We start from the raw sequence: 21,721 nt of genomic DNA on the forward strand, positions 1-21,721 counted from the left end.
AAATATAACCCGTTGAATTTCAACGGGTTTTTTCATTTCTAGACTTACGTGATTTTTTTCCTGGATCAACTGGGTGGAACAATCATGTATCTGAGCAAAAATGCCTCCGGCACCTACTACACTCGTCTCCCGCTGCCTAAGTCACTACGTGACCGTGGCTTGCCCTTCGCTATCCGTACTTCCCTTTGCACCAAAGATCGCCGAGTCGCCGTAGATAGAAATCTGGCTGTGGCAGCTCGCACTCGCGCACTGATCGCGGCTACCCCTGCTGATACTTCCCCTCGCAGTTTCTATCGCTGGATCCGCGCCGATCTTGACGCTTTCAAGGCTGCGGGGTTCATCCCTCCTCAAACACCTTCCACACCTTGTGAACCTTCTGTTGATGCCCCAGCTTGCCCCAGCAGTGGGATCACGCTCACCCACGCATTGGCGAGATTCATCGAGACTAAAACCAGTGAGGGGATCCAGCATAGGTCGGTGGGCCAGCTCCAACTTCGGATCAACGCCTTCGTCACCTGGGCCAAAGGGGTTAAAGTCGATGAGGTGACGCCCGCTCTGGCGCAGGAGTACCGCAACAGCTTGCTGCGCAAGACCAACCTCAGTTTCAAAACCAAAGGAGATTACCTCGCCGCCCTGAAACAGTTCTTCCGTTGTTGCGTGGCGCTGGACTATTGCAGCCGTAACCCTTTTGATGGGTTGACGGCAGGCAAGAAGCCGCACAAACGGGCGGATGAGGAGCGAGTGCGCTGGCATCGCCCTCAACTGGCTCAGCTGTTTGCCAGCCTGCGCAGCAAACAATCACAGAAAGGTAAAAAATTGAAAATCCAGGACTGGTGGGTACCGCTCTTGTGCCTGTACGCAGGGCTGCGTCCCTCTGAGGCCTGTCAGCTCAAAACTCTGAACGTCAAACAGGTCGAGGGGATTTGGTGTCTGATGGTTGATGCGGGAGAGGTGGATCAGCAGCTCAAGAGTGCCAATGCGTACCGTACCGTGCCGCTACATAGTGCGTTGATCGGACATCAATTCCTGGACTATGTGGAGAGTCGTCGCGGTCAGGGGCAGGTATTTTTGTTCGATGACCAACCATCAGGCAAAGACGACGACTGGGCGCATAACATCACCTGTCGCTTCCAACGCCACCTCAATGAGGCTGGCATCGTAGGTCAGGGCCGTCCCACGCTTTACGGGCTGCGGCATACCTTCATCGATGAGTTACAGCAGGCGGATGTCGCTGAGCATTTTGTGGCCGAACTTGCGGGACACAGTAAAAACGGCCTGACGTTTGGCCGCTACGGCAAGCGACTAGGTATTGCGTTGCTGCGAGAAAAAATCGAGTTAATCCCCAGCGATTTAGTCGATTTTTGAATATCAGGCGAAATAGGCATTTGAGTGGGTGAGGTATACCCACTCACGTGCTCACCTGGCAAGGTAACATGTTGATTTTCATCATTAAAAAAGTATGGCTTGCTTCTGCTGTTACTGGTCGTTAATTTGACAATTTATTTATTTCAAATATATTTAAAATTGACATTAAATTAGTTTTTGTTAGGTTTCACTTTTTATTTGACTTGGTTTTTGCTGAATGTAATCCTGCGCAAAATTATAATAATAAAAACAGGGTGCACATGAAAAATAACAACAATCTAAAATCAGAACCTCGTGAAAAAACGTTCAAAACCGCAGTAGAGGAACACCTGAACATAAAATACCAACAGGTATCAGACGCAACCTATGATGTTTTGTGTAGAAAAGCCATGCAGCTTATCCGTAAATGGGGAAAAAAGAAGCTGGTTGATATTAATGCAACCGACATCGAAATGTATATTGCCAAACTGCTAAGGAAAGTGCGAACAAGTATCCCACGAACAAAAAATGAAAATTTTAGTCATTTAATATCAATGGGTTACCAGTAAATGCTCTCGTGCCATATGACTTATTCGCACCTTCCCTAAAACGCCTCAAAGGGAACACGGTCAATCAGTATATTGACATTATGCGACAGGTATTTAACAGGGCCTATCGAGATGGCATTATAAAAATCAATCCGATGTGTCATGTCAAAAATTGTCGATTTGAGGTGGTAGAGCCTCAGCCATTCCTGCAATCAGAGATCCAGTTATTTATTGCACATCAACATATCAACCCTATTGGTGCAGCAATAATCCAGGTTGGTATTTCCACTGGACTGCGGATCAGCGAATTGTTGGCAATTAGCCGTGAGGCTATCGACCTGGATAAACGCACACTGCGTGTTGATCTGGCCCTGGTAGATGGTTGCTATAAAACGCCGAAAACCAAAAGCTCCTGCCGAACAGTCGAGTTGACTGTCCCCGCAGTGCAGGCACTACGCACTCTTCTGGAGCATGCTAGGCATCGCAAAGAGAAAGCGATTTCGGTCATGTGTGCTGACAATCGTACACGGATCAAATTGCGCCGGACTTTATTAGCATATTATCCGGATAAGCGACGTCAATACACCAGCGTCGATGAATTCAGAGAGGATTTTTTTGAGCCGTTTTGTGCCACAGCGGGGGTTGCCTACCGAGGGCCATCGCAATTTAGACATACCTATGCCAGTCAACTGTTGTCCGCAGGTGTTAATATCGAATGGATTGCCAAACAGATGGGGCATACAAGTACCGCAATGATCAGGCGTCATTATGGAAAATGGTTAGTTGAGGATGCTGCGGATTTCAAAACATTAGCCGAAAACGCTCTTGCTCGTTGTTTCCGCCTTAATGAGACGCAGGCTCTGGTTCCGGCCAACAACTCAGAACTGGACATGACTAAATTAATTGCCGACCCACAAATTCAGCAATATTTATTAGGGCTGGTTGCTCAATCAATGAAAAACATACATGTTGGTGAACCGCATTCTCAATCAGATTAGCGATAACTACTGTGATTCACATCGATATATTATTGATTCGATAACACGTTAAATAAGGGCCGTTAAGAGCCTAAGGAAAGATGATGGCGACTGATAAAACAAAAATTGAATATGAAAAGATTGCAAAGCATTTTTATATTCGTTTGGAAAGAAAATGTATCAAACTTACTGCTAAAAATATCTCAGATGAATTGTTGGCTTGTGCTCCTGAATATCGGCCCGCCTACTGGCGTCGCCTACGCGGGGCTCTTGCACATCATCAACGCACCTTAGGATATGACGATGCAGCTACACGCATTCTAGCATTGCATAACCCAGTCACAGCCAAAGGCAGCACGCTTTCCGTTAAACAGAAGCAGACTCGAGTTAAGTCGATCGCAGCAGAAGATGAAACTGCGCTTATTGACTATTTTAATGCACGGAATGATAAGTGCATGGTGGCTGCGATTAAACTGTTCAAACTCACCGGTATCAGACCCACAGAGCTGGCTGGCGTAACAGTCGATAGTAATCGGCTAACTGTTATCGGAGCAAAAAAGAGCCATCATGGTACACGCGGAGCTGACAGAGTGTTACAGCTGGATGGAATAACAGCACTGACGTTGTATATGCTTGTTACATTAGCACAAAAAGTAAATGTTGGGTGTCTGCAAGACAAACTACGCGCTGCGGGGAAGAATTTATGGCCGAAGCGCAAACATCTCCCTACATTTTATAGCTGGCGCCATCAAATGGGTTCTGAGCTCAAGGCATCAGGTATGGGGCGTTTACAAATTGCCTATTTGATGGGGCACCAAGCGACAGCCTCGATTGATCGTTACGGAAATCGAAAATCAGCAAAAGGAGGGCGCTTGCCGAGCTGTCCTGCTGATGCTGACCTGAGCCATATTAGAGTGACTCATAGCGTGCGGCCTACAGATAATAAAAATTACATCCAGCCTAGCACACCAATTTTGGTAGTCGAGCCAAATGAGGGTTCAAATGCGAAAGATAAATCAACCGGGATGGCTGCCTATATAAAAAGAAATAAACCAAAAGATGATGGTCTTTCGCGATAATCAGAACCACTATCACTCGATAAAATAAACATGCTAGAAAATACAAACACCTAACTATGATCTTCATTGGCGTAAATATAACATGTGACACTTACGAATGCGCACGTAAGTGCGCCATGAAAACAATCGTAAGTACGCAAAGAAATATAACCGTAAGCACGCTATTGAAAACCATACTTACGCACGTAAGTATGGGGGTGTGTCGAGGTTACGAGACCGGAACCCCCGTAGGTTGCGCAGCGACCGGAGTGGGGTGGAGAACCCTTTTTTATGGATGGTATGAAGCGGTCAATATGGGATGACGAAGGAGGCGGGTATAGGGGTCAAGGTGGAGTCTGACGAGGGACGAGGAGGAACTACCTTGACGCCAATATCTCGGTGACGGTCATCCATATTGATGGCGCAATACCATTCATAAAAACGGTTTGAATTTAATTTAGTGGAGCCATTTATGTTTTAACTACCCTACTCAATTAAAAAGTAGAAAATGGCAGAGGTTATATATAACAACAATCAGGTGATAACACCGAGGATAATAAAAATGAAAAATAATAAAAACAAAACAGCGGGGCATGATATTCCGTCATATGACGGTCAGAAGGACGGTGCTGCCACACAACAGGTGCAGCAGGCTGTCAGGTCGGTGATGCAGGGTAAACTGCTGACTCTGCCGGATATGAGCCCTACTGGCCGCCCCATCAAAACCAGCTCGAATTTGTCTGCTCTTATCACATTCAACGGTTGGGATCCACGCTACAACCTGATGACGGGTGAGGCAGAACTGGCTGATGCGGATGGTGAGCGTCTGGGAGGCTCTGAGGCGGGTCAGCGATCCGCGCTGGTTGATGCCTGCCAGTTGGCAGGTGTGCCGGATGCCGTGATTGAGGAGCACCTGATCGCAATTTGTGAGCGCCACAGTTATCACCCTGTGCGTCAGTGGCTCGAACGTGGGGCACCGTGGGATGGGAAACCGCGCATCGATGCGGTGATTGCTACCCTCAATGCGGCAAATCCTGCCTATGCGAGTGCGGTGTTACATGCATGGCTGGTTGGGTGTGTCGCTGCACTCTATCAACCGCGCTGGTACTCGAAATTGGTGCCTGTGTTGGTGGGGGCACAGTCCTATCGAAAAAGCGCCTGGGTGAGCCGTCTGGCTGCTGTGGTCCAAGGTTCGACCCTCGATTGTGCCATCAATCCAGACAAGCCTGATGATGTTCGTCGCGCAGTGTCTGCATGGGTTGTGGAGCTGGCTGAGCTTGAGAGTACGACCCGACATGAGGCGGGTAGCCTCAAGGCTTTTTTGACCCGAGAGAACGACAGCTATCGCCTACCCTATGCCCGCAGCATGACCACCAAAAAGCGCCAGACTTCATTTATTGCCACGGTCAACGGGACGGATTTTCTCAAGGATACAACCGGTAACGCGAGATTTGCGGTTATCGAGTTGGCTGCGGCAGCTGATGTTGAGCGCCTCAATACGGTCCTGGGCTGGAGCTGGAGTGCAGGCCGTTTGTCCCAGACAGACCCTGAGCAACTGCGCCAGTTTTGGCTGGAGGTAAGGGAGCGCTATGAGTCAGGAGCAACGTGGTTTCTGGATGATGCAACAGCTGCACTAGCTGCATCGGAAAACGATGCTCACACAGACAAGGGTCCATATTATGAGGTTATTTACCACCACCATCTATCGCGTCCACTGGCCTCATCTGAATGGCTCACGGCGAGCGGGCTGTGCGCCCGCCACGGTGAGAGGCTGAGCATGGCGAGTAGTTGGGGTAAGGCACTCCGGTTGCTCGCGAGCGAGGGCAAGCTCCAGAGCCGCAGGGCGCGTTCTAATAGGACCGAGTACCTGCTGCCCGTCGATAGCCCCAAAGAGAAGGGCAAAGCCGACAAATGACTCTTAAGCCCTGTCGATAAGGCGGGGCTTTTTTCTGCTCATCTATTGGGTAGATGATTAATTGGTTAAGTACATGTTAAGTGGTTTTTCTAGCTTCTTAACCAGCCTCAAACCCTCGCCATTACTGACCTACAGTGGTTTTTGGTTAATTGATTAAGGTGATTTATATATAAACACTGAGTAAACCTTGATAAGAGCCCATCCAGCACTCACCACGCTTCATAGCAACTTCACTTACTCAGCTTAACCATCATTATGTCAAACGTAGCCATAGCAAGGCTCTGAGGCTAATTAAGAGGGGATTCACTCGCTTAACCGCATCTAACCAAAGTAACCCATGACATCCAATAAAGATTACCGATCACCACCACTCGACAGGTGAATTAGGGCATGAGGCTGTAAAGCGCAGGGAGACTCAGATTTTCTTATTGCCGTTGAGTGCTCAACGGCAGATTAGCCATATCAACCCATCACTGTTGATCAGCGCACAAAAATAACCAGGTTTCCGGGGTTTTTAGCGCCCAATTTTGACCACCCCAGAGTGTTTGCAACTATCCGATCTTTGGATCGGAGAACCTTCTCTATTTCCCTCTCCATGTAGCAAAGGGGCTGGGTGAGGGAAATATCCGTATCCTCTGCTAACTAAACTGCCAGTTTAACACGGCAGTCGCTCACTAATTGATTGAGCCTGCTCATGTTTTTATCAATATCCTCTTTCCATGTCTCGATCTACTCCCTTAAGATAGCCAAACGAAAATCCATCTCTCAGGGAAGCGTCATGGGAGCGATTCGTGGCACCATGTTGGTTAACAGCAGCGAGCTGAGGGCTGTAACTCAGGGGCGGTAGCCTTGCCTGATGAGATAGATAAGCGAGTGGCTACCCGTTACTCAACATGGTGGCTGTACTAATTTATTGGTTTCCAATTGGCAACACATTTTCGTTCGGCGGCAAGCCGTGTGAGAAAGGCATTGACCTCGGCGGTACCGAGCTCCAGCAGGTGTCGCAGTTTATGAAAACGTATGAAATTGCGGAGCCAGAACCAGTAGGACTTTTCAGTACGGATGCTGATGCTGTAGTGATGTAAATGCATCACTGCCCTGACCTGTTCACGCAAGCGGGGTTTGCTGTCGCCCTCCATGACTAAACCCCTATACTGTTTTTATATACAGCTGTATGTGATAGAGCAAAAAAGGTAAGGTCAAGCGAATACGCTCAAGTATCAGAGACAGATTGGTAATGTATTGTTTTAATTATATTTTTTTGTAGTTACTATCAGGACAGAGCGGAGTTATACGGAAGGCTCTGTTAACGGATTAGTACCGCTTTCCATCTAATCATTGTTAGAACTATGATCGAGCGTATGACTGAGCAAGGTACTCACTGCCATATCCAACGGCCCAAAGATTCCGGCCAAGTTGGCTTCGTATTTATCTGCCCCGGCCGCTTTGAGGAGAGTGAGGGACGGCCTTGTGCTGGCCAGACGGGAAGGGTGCTGGACGACGGATTGTGTCACCTCGTACAAATGCGAGGCGACCTTTTTACTTCTCGAAATCGGTACGATTACCTGATCACAAATGCATGGCCACAAGTCGAATATAAGAAAAGTACAAAAAGGTCGGTGCCAAATTGTATTGAAGTTACGTCGAAACAGAACATTCAGCGGTTGTTCTCTGAAATTGATGGGCTCTCCCATGTCGTAGCATGCGGTGAACTGGCACACCTTGCTGTGCGCATTTGCGTTGAATTTTTGAACTTTTCGGGAAACGTCGCCTATGTCAAACACACATCTCGTCAGTCTATGGGCTGCCCAACGAAAGAGCAGTACGAAAGCACAGTCAGAGATTGGGCAAAAAGTGTTATTCAACAGTTCTAACAAGTGCAGGCACGGCGACGCCTACTACATTTCGCCTTCGGCTCCATTCCGTAGGCGCGCATGCTGCAAGCGTTAGCCATTAAGAAGGAAGTTTAAGTGAATATAATTGAAATAGAAGGCACTTCTGTAGTCGAAATAGATTCAAAAAATGTACTCCTCAAGCAAATTCAGTGTGAGTTGAATTTAGATCAAGAAACTAACATTACAGATATCTGGTCTGTGATGTCACCTCTGAAATATTACGTTGCTTTAAATGGCGATATACCAGTCGGTGTACTAACGCTGGTTGGATGTGATGAAAGTCCTGAGATATACAAAATTTATGTTTGTAAGTCTTGCCGGCAGAAAAATGTTGGAATGGCACTATTCTCGCACGTCGAGAAAAAGTTGACACAGGATGGCATTACTAAAGTGTTTGTTGAAATAATCGACGGTTTTTCATTTTGGGAAAAGCTATCAATGAAATACTGTTTCGAATCGTTGAGCAGTAACAAGTATTTCATCAAGTTAAATGGCTAACAAACTATTCAAGAGGGATTTGCAAAGCGTGGCATTTTCACTATGCGTTGTTTTAAGTGATTAAGGTGGTATGCGGCGACTTCGGTATTGCGTTGCTCACACCTTAACAGGGCGTTAGCTGTATATCATAGGAATACTTATGAATGACAAAAACAAAAGGTCTGAAGAGGAAAATACTCGAACAACCGGAGCGGCAGTTGGTGGAGCCATTCTTGGTGCATCAATAGGAGGTCCAGTCGGCGCTATTATTGGGGGAATTGCCGGAGCTGTTCTGGGTGAATCTGTGAATGACAGTAAGCGAGGGTCAAAACCTCCATCTAATAACACACCTAAAGGGGGGCAGCGTCGTGGATAAAGTGATGCTAATTCCTTCGGCAATTTTAGGTCTAATTTTTATTGCGGTTTATAGCTGGCGTTGTTGGAAAACCAAGAATGAATTCAATCATGCCGTAATGATAAATGCTGTATTTCAAGCTAGTGGCATTGTGTGTGGTTTATTTCTGGTTGCTGGAATATTTTGGCCAGAAGCCAAGCAGATGATTTCCGGAATAGATATATACATCTTTGTCAGTGGGCTCGCGGTGTTTGCAGTATCCGCCCAAGGTTTTCATCGTGATGCTATTAAGACAACCTCAGATGAGGCAGGAACAGCTAACAATCAAATTCAGCCGATCGCTGACGCGTCGGCTGATTAGGGCGTTAGGTAAAGGGATAGAAATGACTAGATTTATTGATCAGTCGACATTTAAGTTGATCAAAGAAATAATTTCAGAGAAAGATATATTCCGAATGTTTTCACAATGGGAATATCATAGAGCTTCATTGCATGGTGTTAGACTTCTAACAAATGTTGAAGGTTACGAATCGAAGCTATTACCTCTTCATTTAAAAAAGAAAACCTTTGAGGATAAATCAAGGGTTTTTCTTCAGGAATACTACGATAGCTCCAATATATTTGTTTTTAGTAATGAAATTCTTAGTGCTCACTTAGATTCTTCGAAAATTGAGGTCCCTGTAGATTATTCGCTGCTTTTAGACTCAAACTACGTAGGAACTATAGATCTTTTTTTTCAAGGTAAGCCTTTAGGTAATAATCGTGGAGCATTTCTATCATCTCTTCAACATATTCGCGGTCACAATTTAAATACGGACGCTTTACCATACTTATTTGAGAACGCTGCACATGTCGAAGACCGATGGGACGATATAAGACGAACATTTTCAAATTTCCTACGGTTTTCAACTGCCGTACCAAAAAAAGATAAAGTTGAATATATTGATGATATAGACATTAGAATTGGCCAGTCTGAAGCACTGAACATTGCAGATGAGAGGCTAAAAAATTTTTATTTTGGCTCTCTGGAATCTAAGGCTCTTGAGGAGCAATTACTGAGACGGCAGCGCTTTTATTATATATTGCTATCTATTGTTCACATTGAGCACTGTGATAATGGTAATCTCAAAGAAAAGTTTACAAAGACAATTAAAATATTAGATGAAGAGATGGCGGGAGTAGCTTTAAGAGAAGCTATCTTTGCGTATTTGTACTTTAAGAACAATGGGGCGGTGCCAATTCTTGCGAACCTGAGAAAATCAATAAGGCTTGCAGGAAGTTCTTCAGAGGCCTTAAGAAACATTAGCTGGGACATGTTCTTTTTTCGTCTGATGGAAACATGGGCATCAGATGCCTCTAGAGGAAAGTTTTTCATTCCATTTTTTGTTACGTTTGATAAACGGTTGGCAGGGTTAAATGAAATATATCCAATAAAAACGGCATTGTTTCATGACTCTCAGAAAAAAATGGTAACGATACCTGTACGTGATGCAAGTGAAGTTATAGATAATGTTGAATGCAATGAAATTATAAAAATAGCATTTTCAGAAGATAAGGTGAAATCAAGATTAGAAAGACGTATGCCTCCTACTGAAGAATTTAAGGATGAAATGAAAAGAAAGGAGTGTGAACTTGATGCTGTATTTTTATGTAATGCCTAACAATTGCGTGCACAGGGACTCGCTGACGCTCGTCCTGTGACGCAGGAGTTAGGCGCGGCCACTTCCATCACGCTTGCTTTGCTCAGCAAAGAATAGGAACGATTTATGCCACTTCCACAGCCAAGAACAGGCGAACGGCTCCGAGTCAACAACAAGCTTATCCCTTTCAGCTTCTGGCCAACAAAAACAGGCCCAAAGGGAAATGCAAGCCTCCAGACGCTCCTCTTTTCCCTTGATCCGTGGGCGATTATTGACCAAACAATTAAGACCAGTTGTCCCGCAGCGGCACGACCTGAAGCGCTCGCATGCACTTATCAGGCTCGCGACTTCTACGAGACTGCGATTGACGCTCAGCGGGTCTCGGCTCGTCCGCTGGCCCTGTATTACTGTTTTATGAATCTCGTGAAGGCGTTCTGCCTGACAAGAGGAACACAGGCTACATTTGACAAAGCTCAGCACGGTTTGTCTGAGATGCTTAGACCGCCTGGAAAAGAACTAACCGATGCATTTCTGCGGGCATTTACAAGTCCAAACGGGCATGGGCAACTACAGGACTTCTCTGAGTTCATGCGGGCACTTTCAGGCGCTGGCCTAGCCGCAACACAGGATTATGATATCCCCGTTTTGCTCCCCCAAATCCTCCCTGGTCATCGTTTATGGTCATCTGCTGCAAATAAGAAGGAACGCTTTGTCGCCGTGCATGACATACAAACCGTTCTCAATAAGACTAAGCGCGAAATATGGTTGAACCTGTACTTCGTCGCGGATGATCTTTCGCGAATTGGAGTCACGGTCCAGAAATTCCTCGCTGACTCGCAACTTCAACCTTCCTTTGCACAAGTGGCATGCTCCGACAAGGACAGCGACGGGCGCGCACTTATCTGCTTTCAGCAGGTCGCCCCTGTTGTTTGTCCGAATACTAAGTATGCGAACTCCTTACAGCAACTTTTCGACTCGCTGCGACCATTTCTCTGGGTGACCGTTGCAACGATACCACCGTACCGAAGACATTACGCTTACCTACGCCCAGCCAATGAGGTTGCGCATACACTTCCCCAGCTGCTGTCCGTTTACGCGCTGTCTTATTACCTAGGTTCAATCACGCGCTATCGTCCGCATCATTTGCCCACCATTACAGATAGTGCCTACGGGCCTAGAGTGCAGGATTTCATAACAGGGCAACCGCAACAATTTCTATATTTGCTCGCCTCCGAGTTTGCGAGGCGGGAAATCGCAAAGCCTTCAATACTATGAAAGTGTCGCCTAACAAACCCATCAACTCGGACTGCTGAAAGCTGCGCTCCTTCGGTTGCCGGTTATGGCTGTGTTATGTTCTAAGGGAGAGAGTTTTTTGCAACTTGGTAGGGTTAGGAATTTTAAAGGATCGGGTTATGTCTGCTTTCTAGGGAAGGTGCGAATAAGTCATATGGCACGAGAGCATTTACTGGTAACCCATTGATATTAAATGACTAAAATTTTCATTTTTTGTTCGTGGGATACTTGTTCGCACTTTCCTTAGTGTTTGCAAAATATATGTATAACAAACGCCTCAAGAGGGACTATCAACGCGTGGTGTTTCCAGTCCCAATGGGCCGCGGTGGTTACGGTTGTTGTGTTTGAGCTTAGTGGCATGCGTTGTCAGCCCCTTAGGCGGGCGTTACCGAAAAGCAGGAGTTCACGGACGTGAATCGATTTGTCATTCAGAAGAAACGACAACATGATTCCGATAGTCAGAAAGCATGTTCATGTTCTTGACATTTTAGAATTTCTCTTTATAAAAGATGTAGAAAACTCATGACAATATCTTGAGTCAATTTGACAGTTTTTATGGTCGACGATAACTTCGTAAGTCATTGAATACAAAGGTTATATTTGTGCTGTGATATACAAAAGTGAGGGTTCGAATCCCTCCCTCACCGCCAAATAAAACAAAAGGCCCCGTCGCAAGACGGGGCCTTTTGTTTTTCCGGTAACCGGCAATCTGGTCTCCACCCGGTATCGACAGGCGGGTGGACTAGCCCTGCTGGAGTGGCATAGGCCGTACACCGGGCGACACCGGGACGTAGTCTGGTCAATGCCTCCCTTGCTGTCAGGTTTATCCTGATCGGTTTATCGCTCCCTAACCTTGTCCCGTCCCGTTATCTCTTCAACCTGGAGACATAGGGGATATTCCGGTACTTGTGCTCCCAGGGCAGGCCGTAGCCCACCAGCAGGTCATCGCTCGTCATTTCATAGGCATAAAACTGCTCGGCGGGGATAGCCACGCGCCCTGGTTTGACAAACAGGGTCGCGATGGACAGGGAACGTGGCGCGAACGCCTGCAGGTGCGCGACCAGCTGCCTCATGGTACCCCCCGATTCGATGGCGTCGTCCATCAGGATGACGTCTCTGCCCTGGATGCCGACATTGTCGTGAAAGACGATGGGAGAGGCATTGTGGCGCTCCCCCGGAGTGTGGGGGCAGGAGATGTAGTCCATGGCGATATCAAAGCGCAGCGCCCTGACGACATCGGCGGTAAACAGCATGCCGCCCGGCACCACGGTGATCACCACCGCCTCCGTGAATCGCTCGTTGAGCCGTTTGGCGATGACCTCGACGCCGAGCGCAATGTCCTCGGTATTTAATACCACGTCGCCGAAAACAGGGTTTCTCATGGCAGCTCCTGACAGGTTGTAGAAAGAGGGGGGGCCCGGGGTGCCAGCCCCACGCCTCTGCTGAGGAGCAGGGCCAGCACCATCAGCAAAACGACGCCGTGGAGGGCCGCCGGCAGACCGAAGGCGTCGGCGACAAAGCGGACCAGGGAGGGGCTGGAGAGCACGCCGACATAGCCCAGGGTGGCGTCGCTTATCTGGGCGTTCAGTTTGACGAAGGGGATGATGGAGGCCCAGGCCGCCGTGGCAAAGCCCGAGCAGAAGAAGGTGGCTCGGGTGGCGAGCTGCTCACGCCGGGGCCGCCGGCTGGAGAGTGTGGACAACATGGGGTCTCCTTGAATGACAATCGAAGGAGGGGGGCCGTGCCTGGGATCCTTCGAGCAAGGAGGTCATGCCATGATCATTTCGATCAAATATGAACATAAATGATCTTGTTTTTTGTTTGCATGTGTTCATTGTGGCGATATGATGACCTCGGTCAGAATGCATACATCCGAGGTAACAGCATGATCAAACTCATCATCACGGACATGGACGGCACCTTCCTCAATAGCAGGGGGGATTACAACCGAGCCCTGTTTGCCGAGGTGGTTGCCGCCATGGCGCAGCAGGGGATACATTTCGCGCCCTGTACGGGAAAACAGGTCGACCGGGTCGAGGAGCTGCTGGGGGCGCAGAGCGCGAATTTCTGGATCCTGGGAGACAGCGCCACCCGCATCAAGCACCAGGGGCGCTACGTCTATCAGTCGCTGCTGGACAACGCCCTGGGCCTGGCCATCATCCGTCGGTTGGAGCGTCTGCCGGGCGAGCACATCGTCATTGCCTGCACGGCGGCCTGTGCGGCGATCCGGGAGGAGGTGCCGGATCATCTGAAAGCCCTGGTGCGCCGCTCCTACACCCAGGTGCAGACGGTCGCCGATTTTGGCGACATCACCGCGGACTTTGTGAAGATCACCGTCTATGACGAGCAGGGCCGCTGCCTGGATCTGCGGGGCCAGCTTGACGAGTTTGATGACGAGGCCTACATAGTGGCGTCCGACAAGCAGTGGATAGACATCGCCAATGCCGGCGTGCACAAGGGGACGACGGTGGCCAGGTTGCAACAGCTGGTCGGCGCCGGTCGTCATGAGACCCTGGTCTTTGGCGACGGGCTCAACGACATCGAGCTGATGGAGTGCGCCGACTTCAGCTTCGCCATGCGCAATGGCCACGACGAGACCAAGGACGCCGCCCATTTCATCACCCGCTCGAACGATGAAGACGCCGTCATGCACACCATCTTGCAACTGCTCGCACTGCAGCGGCAGGGGGCGTGAGACGGCCGGGCGATGATCGCCCGGCCATTACAAGGGAACACCATGGACAAGTATTCACCGGAGGAGCGACGGCTCCTCATTCTGGATCTGCTGGCCGCGCACCACAAGGTGATGGCGGCGGAGCTGGCGGAGCCGCTGGGCACCACGGAGGCGACCATCAGGCGGGATCTGCGCTATCTGGCCGATGAGGGGCGCTGCAAGCGCATTCACGGTGGCGCCATCGCCCTGTCGCCCCAGACGGGAACCCTGACCGAGCGCAGTACCCAGCATGTGGCACAGAAGCAGGCCCTGGCCGTGGCCGCCCTGAGCCTGGTCAAACCGAACCAGCTGATCTTCCTGGATGCCAGCAGTACCCACCTGCTACTGGCCTCCCTCATGCCGGAACACCAGGGCCTGACGGTGGTGACCAACAGCCCGGCCATCGCCTGCCGGCTGCTGGAGAGACCCGGCATCAGGACCATCCTCCTCGGCGGCGAGCAGGATCCGCTGGTCGGCGGGGCCGTCGACATCACGGCGGCCGAGGGTATCAAAAAGTTCCGCTTCGACCTCGGCTTCCTGGGGGTCTGCGCCTGGTCCTCGGATCTCGGCTTCAGCGCCGTGCATTACCAGGACAGCGAGTTCAAGCGCCGGGTCGCGGAGCGTTGCGGCTCGCTGGCGGTGCTGTGCAATGACGACAAGCTGGAGTCCCTGGCCTCCTACCCCTTCCTGCACGCTGCGGATCTCGACTACCTGATCTGCACCCGGCAGGATCCGGTCCTGGTCAAGACGCTCGAAGGGGAGGGCTGCACCGTCATCACCGCCGGCTGATGCCGCCGCGAGAAGAGTGGGGAGAGGCCGGGGGTTGGAAGCGGCCCATAAAAAACGCCCCGTTCCCGGGGCGTTGGGAACGGGGCGCCTGCCAGCGTCCTCAGGCGAGGTCGAAGCGATCCAGGTTCATCACCTTGGTCCAGGCCGCCACAAAGTCCTTCACGAACTTCTCCTTGGCATCCGCACTGGCGTAGACCTCTGCCAGGGCGCGCAGCTGGGAGTTGGAACCGAACACCAGATCGACCCGGGTTCCGGTCCACTTCACCTTGCCGCTCTGGCGATCACGGCCTTCATAGACTCCCTGGCTGCCAGCCGCCGGCTTCCACTCCGTGCCCATGTCGAGCAGGTTGACGAAGAAGTCGTTGGAGAGGGTACCCGGGGCGGCGGTAAAGACCCCGTGGCAGTTGCCCGCGTTGGTGCCGAGCACCCGCATGCCGCCCACCAGTACCGTCATCTCGGGGGCACTCAGGGTGAGTAGCTGCGCCTTGTCGATCAGCATGGTCTCCGCGAAGCCCGCGCACTCGCCCGCGTAGTTGCGAAATCCATCTGCGAGGGGCTCGAGCACCGCGAAGGAGTCAACATCGGTCTGGGCCTGGGAGGCATCCATCCGGCCCGGAGTGAAGGGCACGGTCACGGCGACACCGGCTCTCTTCGCGGCCTGCTCGACCCCCACGCCGCCCGCTAGCACGATGAGATCGGCGAGGGAGACCCGCTTGCCGCCGGTGGCGGAAGCGTTGAAGGTCTGCTGTATCCCGTCGAGGGCCTGAAGCACTTTCGCAAGCTGGGCAGGCTGGTTCACGGCCCACTCCTTCTGCGGGGCCAGGCGGATGCGGGCACCGTTGGCGCCGCCACGCTTGTCGGAGCCACGGAAGGTGGACGCGGAGGCCCAGGCGGTCGACACCAGCTCGGCCACGGACAGGGAGGCCGCCAGGATCTGCTCCTTGAGCAGGGCCACGTCCTTGTCATCGATCAGGGGATGATTGACGGCGGGGATGGGGTCTTGCCAGAGCAGCTCCTCTTTGGGTACCTCCGGCCCCAGGTAGCGGGCGATGGGGCCCATGTCACGGTGGGTCAGCTTGAACCAGGCGCGGGCGAAGGCATCGGCGAAGGCCTGCGGATCCTCATAGAAGTGGCGGGAGATCTTGCCAAACTCGGGGTCAAAGCGCAGGGTCAGGTCGGTAGTGAGCATGGTCGGCTTGTGGAACTTGCCCGGGATGTGCGCATCGGGAATGATCTCCGGTGCATCCTTGGCCACCCACTGCTTGGCGCCGGCAGGCGACTTGGTCAGCTCCCACTCGTAGTTGAACAGATTTTCAAAGAAGTTGTTGCTCCACAGGGCCGGTGTCTTGGTCCAGGTCACTTCGAGCCCGCTCGAGACGGTGTCCTTGCCATGGCCGCTGCCGAAGTCGCTCATCCAGCCGAGGCCCTGGGCCTCCAGAGGCGCGGCTTCCGGCTCTGGCCCCTTGTGGGATTCGGGCGCGGCGCCGTGGGCCTTGCCGAAGGTGTGGCCGCCCGCGATAAGGGCGACCGTCTCTTCATCGTTCATGGCCATGCGACCGAAGGTGGAACGGATGTCCTTGGCAGCCTCCATGTAGTCACCGCTGGCGTTGGGCCCTTCCGGGTTGACGTAGATGAGGCCCATGTGGGTGGCACCGAAGGGGGCCGTAAGCTCGCGATCGCCCTTGACCCGATCGGGATCGACCCCGAGCCAGGCAATTTCATCCCCCCAGTTGACGTCCTGATCCGGCTCCCACACGTCGGGCCGCCCACCGCCAAAGCCGAAGGTGCGAAAACCCATGGTCTCCAGGGCGACGTTGCCGGCGAGGATCAGCAGATCGGCCCAGGAGATCTTGTTGCCGTATTTCTGCTTGATGGGCCAGAGCAGGCGGCGGGACTTGTCGATGTTGACGTTGTCAGGCCAGCTGTTGAGGGGGGCGAAGCGCTGTTGGCCACGGCCGCCGCCACCGCGACCGTCGGTGGTGCGATAGGTGCCCGCAGCATGCCAGGTCATGCGGATGAACTGGGGGCCGTAGTGACCGAAGTCCGCCGGCCACCACTCCTGGGAATCCGTCATCAGCTTGACCAGATCTCTCTTGAGTGCCTTGTAATCCAGGCTGGCGAAGGCCTTGGCGTAGTCAAAGTCCTTGTCCATGGGATCGGCGCCGGGGGAATGCTGATGCAGCAGATCCAGCCGCAACTGGTTCGGCCACCAATCTCGATTGGTTCTGCCGACGCCGGCGGTGTGGTTGAAGGGGCATTTGCTTTCTTCACTCATCTCTGTCTCTCCTTGGCAGTCATGTGCAATGCAGACAACTCAGTATGGGAACTTTTCCTGCAACCGGCGGGGCATGTGACAGGCTGGGCCTTGGACCGGCATCGGGGGGTTATCAATAACTCCTTATATTTCAGCTAATTGATTAAGGATGGGATGACCGTATTACGAAAAGATGAATCGGTGCCATCGAATTTGGCTGCTCCTGTACAAGGGATAAGAGAAGGAAGGAGCGCCCTGGCAGCCGTGTTATCAATCTTTTTATCCATAACACGAGGGATCAGACCTGGACTTGCGCTGGGTCATGGCATGGGGAGGGCGTGTCTTGAGCGGGGCAGAAAACCCCATTTTTGTGACGGCGGTCCGGATTGCATTCTGAGCAGGGCACCGAGCGCCAGAGGATGGGGTGGGGGCATTGCGCCAAAAAGCGGGCGGCGCAGAAACAAAAAGACCGGCCAGTGGCCGGTCCAAACAGACAGCGTGCTGCTGTCTCATCAGGCTGATCCCAGCCTGGAGGGGAGAATGGGGTGGCTGATGGGGCTCGAACCCACGACAACCGGAATCACAATCCGGGACTCTACCAACTGAGCTACAGCCACCACTGAAATCTGCCTTCGATACAGTAATCAAACTCATCTGTATCGATGGCGCGCCCTGCAGGATTCGAACCTGCGACCCACGGCTTAGAAGGCCGTACCTGTTAATATAGTTAAAATGTCATCAGGATACGTCAAGCACCAAATTAATATAGAGCTTTAAAATCAATGCTTTATTGCCATTATGTCGTTCTAGGTTAGCTGAGGAAATTTGATGTTGCCAAAATTGGCACTTCAGGTTTCTGCATTTTTAGTTGTTTTTTTGATCTAAAATGGATCATTCACTCGCTCGTACGCAAAAAAATGAGCCTCGATAGAGGCTCACCTGGGGCGATGCAAGAGGCATTTGTCACATTGGTTAATTATCGTTTTAAGCGTTGAGCTCTCGAACTGAGTCCACCCAAAATTGAATCTGCAATCTCAGTGGGAAATGTATCAGGCAATTGCTGACGAACGATTGATATTACCTCATCCAGATTATCCGTCAGCTCGCTGATGATTTTTTCCATCTGCACTTGTTCAAAACCAATCGTCTTGGCCGTTTGATAAAAATGGCGAGGAAATATCTGCTCTATCGCGTATTTTTTGCCCTTGGTTGCAGTAAGCCCCATGGCCAACTTGGCATCACGGGGATGTAATCCTTTACCACCAAATGCAGGATACATGGAAAGGATGTCGTAAAACGGTGTAAGCCGGAAACGCCCTTCAGGTTCGATAAACACCGAGAAATTCTTGGCATGGCCATCAGTGGCAGCCAGCAGCCAGAACAACACCTGAGACTTCATAAACAGGTACCGATCCTGCTCCGGCGTGGCCGATCCCAGCAGGGTCGTCATGATGTCAGCAATGCCCGGTCCACCATGGCTCTCGTACTTGCGTGCTGACGGTACATTCAACACCTGGCAGAAGTCCTCTTGGGGCAGGCGCATGATCCAACTGCGATCCGTGGCGTAGCGCCGATCGAAGCGTTCCACCGCCAGAGCCTTGACCTTGCCGACCTGCATGATGAAGCAATGGGGAACCGGAAGACCCAATGCTTTGGCGATCAGGGTGCAGAGATATTCGTTTTCTACGCTCTGGGAGAGGTCTATCGAGTAGGAGTGGCTTTCGATCTTGCCAATGGGCAGCTTGATAATGTGGGTGGTTGGGGTCGCTGCATGCGGTAAGCACCAACGGTTGTCGAGGTAGAGTAACGCGGTCTTTTCCTGAGCCCCGGCGATGGATATCCGAAAATCGTCCTCTTCCCTCACCATACCAAGCGGGATCCCTTGCTGGTAGCTGGTCAGGATCTGCTCCAGTTCGGCGTCAGAGAGCGGCTTGCACTCAATGCGCTTAACGTCTGGCACAGGTCTGCCCTGAGCCACCAGTTGCAATGCCCCCACGCTGTCCTGGCCAATGCAACTGAGCAGATCAAAGGGTTGGGTGGAATCGGCTTGATAGCGCGCCACCACCCGGTTTCTTACTTCCGGGTTATCTGGCAGCAGATTATCGAAGAAGTTATAGGCCTCATCGCCCTGGTAGCGCTGCTGGCGTAATGGCATGGAGAGCGAGATGGGGCGGCTGCCTGGCAACTTCACCCACGATTCATCGTACTGAAATTGGTGAGCACCATTGGTCGCCTTGGTAAAGGTACCTACCCGGTATCCGTTCATGTAGACCGTCAGGCTGGCCATTACCACTCCTCCTTCCAGCCAGGCGTGGCGTTTTCCGCAGGATCGGTGCGGGGCCTGATATCGAGGGAGAGTTCCAGTGCGGCGAGGATCTTGAACAAGGTCTCCAGCTTGGTTGACTCGGGATTGAGCTCGAAGCTGGACACCGTGTCCTGCCTGATCCCCACCTTGCCGGCCACTTTGCCTTGGGAGAGCTTTTGCGAAAGCCTGGCATCCTTGAGACAGGCACTAAGTTGCTTGGCGCTGGTTACTTTCATGATTTGACTTACCTGGTAGCGTAATTTCTTTTAATTTACACGCTGTGGCAGGTATATCAATATTTACCTGCTTTAGGCGGTAAATGTTTTTCACACGCTAAAGGCGGTATTTAACCTTGATCCTCAGGTATGGGTGTCGCACTTTCGATTCAAGGGGCCATTAAAACAAGGTGTAACGAGTTTCAGCAGGAGTGCACTGGGGTTGGCGCAACAAAAGCCAAGGCAGCGATGGTGCGTCGGTTGATCGTCTCTGTCAGTGAGTCCATGATTGTTGCGATCGCTTCACGGGAGCTCACAAGTTCGCACCCGCGTTCGCTTCTTTAAATACCTTCTTGAATTGATGAGCACGAAATTTTGCCAATCTAGCCGAGGTTTCTCGGGAAAATTTGCAAATGCAGTGATGGTGTCATACCAAGCAGCCACCTCCATTGAAGATCTAAACTGGACAGGTCCCCAGTGTTATCGAAAACGGGGGGGCGCAACCAACAAGGTAACTCTGACATGTTGAAACCCATTCTGGTACAGCTCCGAGAGGCCTTGGCCGAGCTGCCCTACTTCACCCATATCGACAACCAGCATGACTACGAAAGTGCGCTGGCACTGATAGATGAGCTGGTGGATGACTACGATAACAACGTCCAGCTGTTAGACCTGCTGGCGGCCAGCATTGAGCGTTGGGAAGATAATGCTGAAGAGTTTGCCGAGTTTAACCGGCGGGTGGCGGCCATCCCTGCGTCATCATCGACATGAACCACTAAATAGCTGATCCTAATTTCGCTCCAGTTGCATAAGCCCATGTCCATTACCGGGGAACGGGGCGGCATGATCCAGGAAGTAGAACACGCGACGTAATAACTCACCCAATGTGCGGCATTGGTGGTTCCGGGTGATCGTTTCATGGAGGGCATGCCACAGCCGCTCAATCTGGTTCACCCATGGCGAATACACCGGCTGAAAAAGCACGATGAACTTCGGATTTTTTGCCAGCCATCGCTGTGCTTTTTTGCTCTTGTGGATGATGTAGTTATCCAGGATCAGCGTGATGCTCTTGGCGCGCCGATAAGTCCGCTTTAGTGTTTGGAGCAGTGACAAGAACAAGTCCGTGTCTTTGCTATCGCTCGCCACATAGGTCACGTTACCTGTTCCGGCATGCAGGGCGCCAGCGAGGTAATGTTTGCGATTCTGGCCCGGAGTTGCCACTTTCTTCTGCTTCCCTCGCATCATCCAGTCCGCCCCCAGCTTGGGATTTAGGTGGATATCCACCTCATCTTCATAGAACACGGGATGGTCCGCACTGCAGCGTCCCAAGGCCTCATTGATAGCGGCCATTTTCCGCTCTTTATGGGGATCGCGGATGTGCAAAGTGGGCGCGGCCCGGCGCCAGACAATCCCTAGCCTGGGCAGCCATCGCCGTATTGTTGAAGCATGCAATGTCAGGCGCCAACTCCGTTTGAGTTCAAGCGCCATCAGTTCGGTACTCCAACGCGAGCGCTGATATCCGAGCTCCTGTGGAGACAACTGGATCAACAGCTGTAATAGACCCGAGATGTGAGCAAATGGCAGCACCGGCTTGCGCCCCCGAGGCTCGCTTTCAAGCCCCTCCAGACCGTACAAGGTGTACCAGTTCACCCAGCGATTGATCGATGACCGGGCGGCGGCTGTGAGCCGAGAAACAGCCGAGACACTGTGCCCGTCAGCAAGGAGCAAGATGGCGTTGAGCCTCCGGCAGAGATCTTTATCTTTGGTCCGGTGCATCTTGTTGATGATCCGGCGTCGCTCATCATGGTCGGGGAGTGTTAGTATCATTTCGGGCTCGGCTCGTTTGTCGTTTGATTGGTTTGGCGATTAATCAGATCGCACAAACGACGCCGAGTTCCCTTCTTTCCCGGATAAGTGATCTACATTTCGGAACGGTTATTTAG

General features: G+C 51.5%; 21 protein-coding genes and 1 tRNA gene. 14 read left to right on the top strand and 8 right to left on the bottom strand.

Features of this window, described 5'->3' with window-relative positions:
- Nucleotides 1-84: 84 nt before the first annotated feature.
- The 5 genes from AB5Y54_RS06385 to AB5Y54_RS06405 all read left to right on the top strand — a co-directional run bounded on the left by AB5Y54_RS06385 (nt 85) and on the right by AB5Y54_RS06405 (nt 5,842).
- Entirely contained in the window at nt 85-1,365 is a 1,281-nt protein-coding gene (locus AB5Y54_RS06385) for a site-specific integrase (RefSeq protein WP_234924083.1), read from the top strand.
- Nucleotides 1,366-1,625: 260 nt separating this feature from the next.
- On the top strand, nt 1,626-1,913 hold the full coding sequence (locus tag AB5Y54_RS06390; RefSeq protein ID WP_368153382.1) for a hypothetical protein: 288 nt from the start codon (nt 1,626-1,628) through the stop codon (nt 1,911-1,913).
- 8 nt (nt 1,914-1,921) lie between these two features.
- Nucleotides 1,922-2,890 carry a tyrosine-type recombinase/integrase gene (locus AB5Y54_RS06395; RefSeq protein ID WP_368153383.1) on the top strand — a complete coding sequence of 323 codons (969 nt, stop codon included), beginning with the start codon at nt 1,922-1,924 and terminating at the stop codon, nt 2,888-2,890.
- Between the two features lie 83 nt (nt 2,891-2,973).
- Nucleotides 2,974-3,948, top strand: coding sequence for a site-specific integrase (locus tag AB5Y54_RS06400; protein WP_201972710.1), 975 nt, complete (start codon nt 2,974-2,976; stop codon nt 3,946-3,948).
- A gap of 541 nt (nt 3,949-4,489) precedes the next feature.
- Nucleotides 4,490-5,842, top strand: a complete 1,353-nt coding sequence (locus tag AB5Y54_RS06405; RefSeq protein ID WP_113721244.1) for a VapE domain-containing protein — start codon at nt 4,490-4,492, stop codon at nt 5,840-5,842.
- Nucleotides 5,843-6,747: 905 nt separating this feature from the next.
- Here the strand turns inward: AB5Y54_RS06405 and AB5Y54_RS06410 are convergent.
- Nucleotides 6,748-6,981: a site-specific integrase gene (locus AB5Y54_RS06410; protein WP_368153384.1), complete on the bottom strand. Its 234-nt coding sequence runs from the start codon at nt 6,979-6,981 to the stop codon at nt 6,748-6,750.
- Between the two features lie 210 nt (nt 6,982-7,191).
- Here AB5Y54_RS06410 and AB5Y54_RS06415 point away from each other — a divergent pair, with 210 nt between their 5' ends.
- The 6 genes from AB5Y54_RS06415 to AB5Y54_RS06440 all read left to right on the top strand — a co-directional run bounded on the left by AB5Y54_RS06415 (nt 7,192) and on the right by AB5Y54_RS06440 (nt 11,484).
- A complete protein-coding gene (locus tag AB5Y54_RS06415) occupies nt 7,192-7,716 on the top strand; it encodes a hypothetical protein (protein ID WP_368153385.1) in 525 nt (174 codons plus the stop codon).
- A gap of 96 nt (nt 7,717-7,812) precedes the next feature.
- Entirely contained in the window at nt 7,813-8,235 is a 423-nt protein-coding gene (locus AB5Y54_RS06420) for a GNAT family N-acetyltransferase (RefSeq protein ID WP_368153386.1), read from the top strand.
- Nucleotides 8,236-8,374: 139 nt separating this feature from the next.
- Entirely contained in the window at nt 8,375-8,590 is a 216-nt protein-coding gene (locus AB5Y54_RS06425; RefSeq protein WP_368153387.1) for a YMGG-like glycine zipper-containing protein, read from the top strand.
- Nucleotides 8,583-8,930 carry a hypothetical protein gene (locus tag AB5Y54_RS06430; RefSeq protein ID WP_368153388.1) on the top strand — a complete coding sequence of 116 codons (348 nt, stop codon included), beginning with the start codon at nt 8,583-8,585 and terminating at the stop codon, nt 8,928-8,930. Before AB5Y54_RS06425 ends, AB5Y54_RS06430 begins: the two co-directional genes overlap by 8 nt.
- Before the next feature lie 22 nt (nt 8,931-8,952).
- Nucleotides 8,953-10,230, top strand: coding sequence for a hypothetical protein (locus AB5Y54_RS06435; RefSeq protein ID WP_368153389.1), 1,278 nt, complete (start codon nt 8,953-8,955; stop codon nt 10,228-10,230).
- 105 nt (nt 10,231-10,335) lie between these two features.
- The gene (locus AB5Y54_RS06440) at nt 10,336-11,484 is read left to right on the top strand and encodes a YaaC family protein (RefSeq protein ID WP_368153390.1); all 1,149 of its coding nucleotides are present in this window, start codon (nt 10,336-10,338) and stop codon (nt 11,482-11,484) included.
- A gap of 884 nt (nt 11,485-12,368) precedes the next feature.
- Here AB5Y54_RS06440 and AB5Y54_RS06445 read toward each other — a convergent pair.
- Complete coding sequence (locus AB5Y54_RS06445; RefSeq protein WP_182958482.1) at nt 12,369-12,884, bottom strand: phosphoribosyltransferase; 516 nt, start codon at nt 12,882-12,884, stop codon at nt 12,369-12,371.
- On the bottom strand, nt 12,881-13,207 hold the full coding sequence (locus AB5Y54_RS06450; RefSeq protein WP_182958486.1) for a hypothetical protein: 327 nt from the start codon (nt 13,205-13,207) through the stop codon (nt 12,881-12,883). The genes AB5Y54_RS06445 and AB5Y54_RS06450 overlap by 4 nt, the downstream gene beginning before the upstream one ends.
- A 180-nt stretch (nt 13,208-13,387) precedes the next feature.
- Here AB5Y54_RS06450 and AB5Y54_RS06455 point away from each other — a divergent pair, with 180 nt between their 5' ends.
- Both AB5Y54_RS06455 and AB5Y54_RS06460 read left to right on the top strand, forming a co-directional pair.
- Nucleotides 13,388-14,197, top strand: coding sequence for an HAD family hydrolase (locus AB5Y54_RS06455; protein ID WP_182958489.1), 810 nt, complete (start codon nt 13,388-13,390; stop codon nt 14,195-14,197).
- Nucleotides 14,198-14,239: 42 nt separating this feature from the next.
- A complete protein-coding gene (locus AB5Y54_RS06460; RefSeq protein ID WP_182958492.1) occupies nt 14,240-15,004 on the top strand; it encodes a DeoR/GlpR family DNA-binding transcription regulator in 765 nt (254 codons plus the stop codon).
- A 100-nt stretch (nt 15,005-15,104) separates the two neighbouring features.
- Here the strand turns inward: AB5Y54_RS06460 and katG are convergent, their stop codons facing one another.
- From katG to AB5Y54_RS06480, 4 genes are all read right to left on the bottom strand, one after another.
- Entirely contained in the window at nt 15,105-17,279 is a 2,175-nt protein-coding gene (gene katG, locus AB5Y54_RS06465) for a catalase/peroxidase HPI (RefSeq protein WP_368153391.1), read from the bottom strand.
- 520 nt (nt 17,280-17,799) lie between these two features.
- Nucleotides 17,800-17,875 (bottom strand) — tRNA-His (locus tag AB5Y54_RS06470).
- 359 nt (nt 17,876-18,234) lie between these two features.
- Nucleotides 18,235-19,545, bottom strand: a complete 1,311-nt coding sequence (locus tag AB5Y54_RS06475; protein WP_059169586.1) for a type II toxin-antitoxin system HipA family toxin — start codon at nt 19,543-19,545, stop codon at nt 18,235-18,237.
- Entirely contained in the window at nt 19,545-19,799 is a 255-nt protein-coding gene (locus AB5Y54_RS06480; protein ID WP_005329233.1) for a helix-turn-helix domain-containing protein, read from the bottom strand. Before AB5Y54_RS06480 ends, AB5Y54_RS06475 begins: the two co-directional genes overlap by 1 nt.
- Before the next feature lie 501 nt (nt 19,800-20,300).
- Here AB5Y54_RS06480 and AB5Y54_RS06485 point away from each other — a divergent pair.
- Complete coding sequence (locus tag AB5Y54_RS06485) at nt 20,301-20,549, top strand: hypothetical protein (protein ID WP_010674978.1); 249 nt, start codon at nt 20,301-20,303, stop codon at nt 20,547-20,549.
- Between the two features lie 18 nt (nt 20,550-20,567).
- On the opposite strand, the gene AB5Y54_RS06490 is transcribed toward AB5Y54_RS06485, so the two are convergent.
- Nucleotides 20,568-21,605, bottom strand: coding sequence for an IS630-like element ISAeme16 family transposase (locus tag AB5Y54_RS06490; protein ID WP_041206064.1), 1,038 nt, complete (start codon nt 21,603-21,605; stop codon nt 20,568-20,570).
- Nucleotides 21,606-21,721 lie beyond the last annotated feature (116 nt).

This window comes from Aeromonas sp. s9, assembly GCF_040907765.1.
In the GTDB taxonomy this organism is placed as follows: Bacteria; Pseudomonadota; Gammaproteobacteria; order Enterobacterales; family Aeromonadaceae; genus Aeromonas; species Aeromonas caviae.

Coding starts and splice junctions, on each gene's coding strand:
- AB5Y54_RS06405 (WP_113721244.1), top strand. CDS start 4,490: ATGAAAAATAATAAAAACAAAACAGCGGGGCATGATATTCCGTCATAT.
- AB5Y54_RS06390 (WP_368153382.1), top strand. CDS start 1,626: ATGAAAAATAACAACAATCTAAAATCAGAACCTCGTGAAAAAACGTTC.
- AB5Y54_RS06490 (WP_041206064.1), bottom strand. CDS start 21,605: ATGATACTAACACTCCCCGACCATGATGAGCGACGCCGGATCATCAAC.
- AB5Y54_RS06445 (WP_182958482.1), bottom strand. CDS start 12,884: ATGAGAAACCCTGTTTTCGGCGACGTGGTATTAAATACCGAGGACATT.
- katG (WP_368153391.1), bottom strand. CDS start 17,279: ATGAGTGAAGAAAGCAAATGCCCCTTCAACCACACCGCCGGCGTCGGC.
- AB5Y54_RS06435 (WP_368153389.1), top strand. CDS start 8,953: ATGACTAGATTTATTGATCAGTCGACATTTAAGTTGATCAAAGAAATA.
- AB5Y54_RS06400 (WP_201972710.1), top strand. CDS start 2,974: ATGGCGACTGATAAAACAAAAATTGAATATGAAAAGATTGCAAAGCAT.
- AB5Y54_RS06455 (WP_182958489.1), top strand. CDS start 13,388: ATGATCAAACTCATCATCACGGACATGGACGGCACCTTCCTCAATAGC.
- AB5Y54_RS06460 (WP_182958492.1), top strand. CDS start 14,240: ATGGACAAGTATTCACCGGAGGAGCGACGGCTCCTCATTCTGGATCTG.
- AB5Y54_RS06485 (WP_010674978.1), top strand. CDS start 20,301: ATGTTGAAACCCATTCTGGTACAGCTCCGAGAGGCCTTGGCCGAGCTG.
- AB5Y54_RS06450 (WP_182958486.1), bottom strand. CDS start 13,207: ATGTTGTCCACACTCTCCAGCCGGCGGCCCCGGCGTGAGCAGCTCGCC.
- AB5Y54_RS06410 (WP_368153384.1), bottom strand. CDS start 6,981: ATGGAGGGCGACAGCAAACCCCGCTTGCGTGAACAGGTCAGGGCAGTG.
- AB5Y54_RS06385 (WP_234924083.1), top strand. CDS start 85: ATGTATCTGAGCAAAAATGCCTCCGGCACCTACTACACTCGTCTCCCG.
- AB5Y54_RS06425 (WP_368153387.1), top strand. CDS start 8,375: ATGAATGACAAAAACAAAAGGTCTGAAGAGGAAAATACTCGAACAACC.
- AB5Y54_RS06440 (WP_368153390.1), top strand. CDS start 10,336: ATGCCACTTCCACAGCCAAGAACAGGCGAACGGCTCCGAGTCAACAAC.
- AB5Y54_RS06475 (WP_059169586.1), bottom strand. CDS start 19,545: ATGGCCAGCCTGACGGTCTACATGAACGGATACCGGGTAGGTACCTTT.
- AB5Y54_RS06415 (WP_368153385.1), top strand. CDS start 7,192: ATGATCGAGCGTATGACTGAGCAAGGTACTCACTGCCATATCCAACGG.
- AB5Y54_RS06480 (WP_005329233.1), bottom strand. CDS start 19,799: ATGAAAGTAACCAGCGCCAAGCAACTTAGTGCCTGTCTCAAGGATGCC.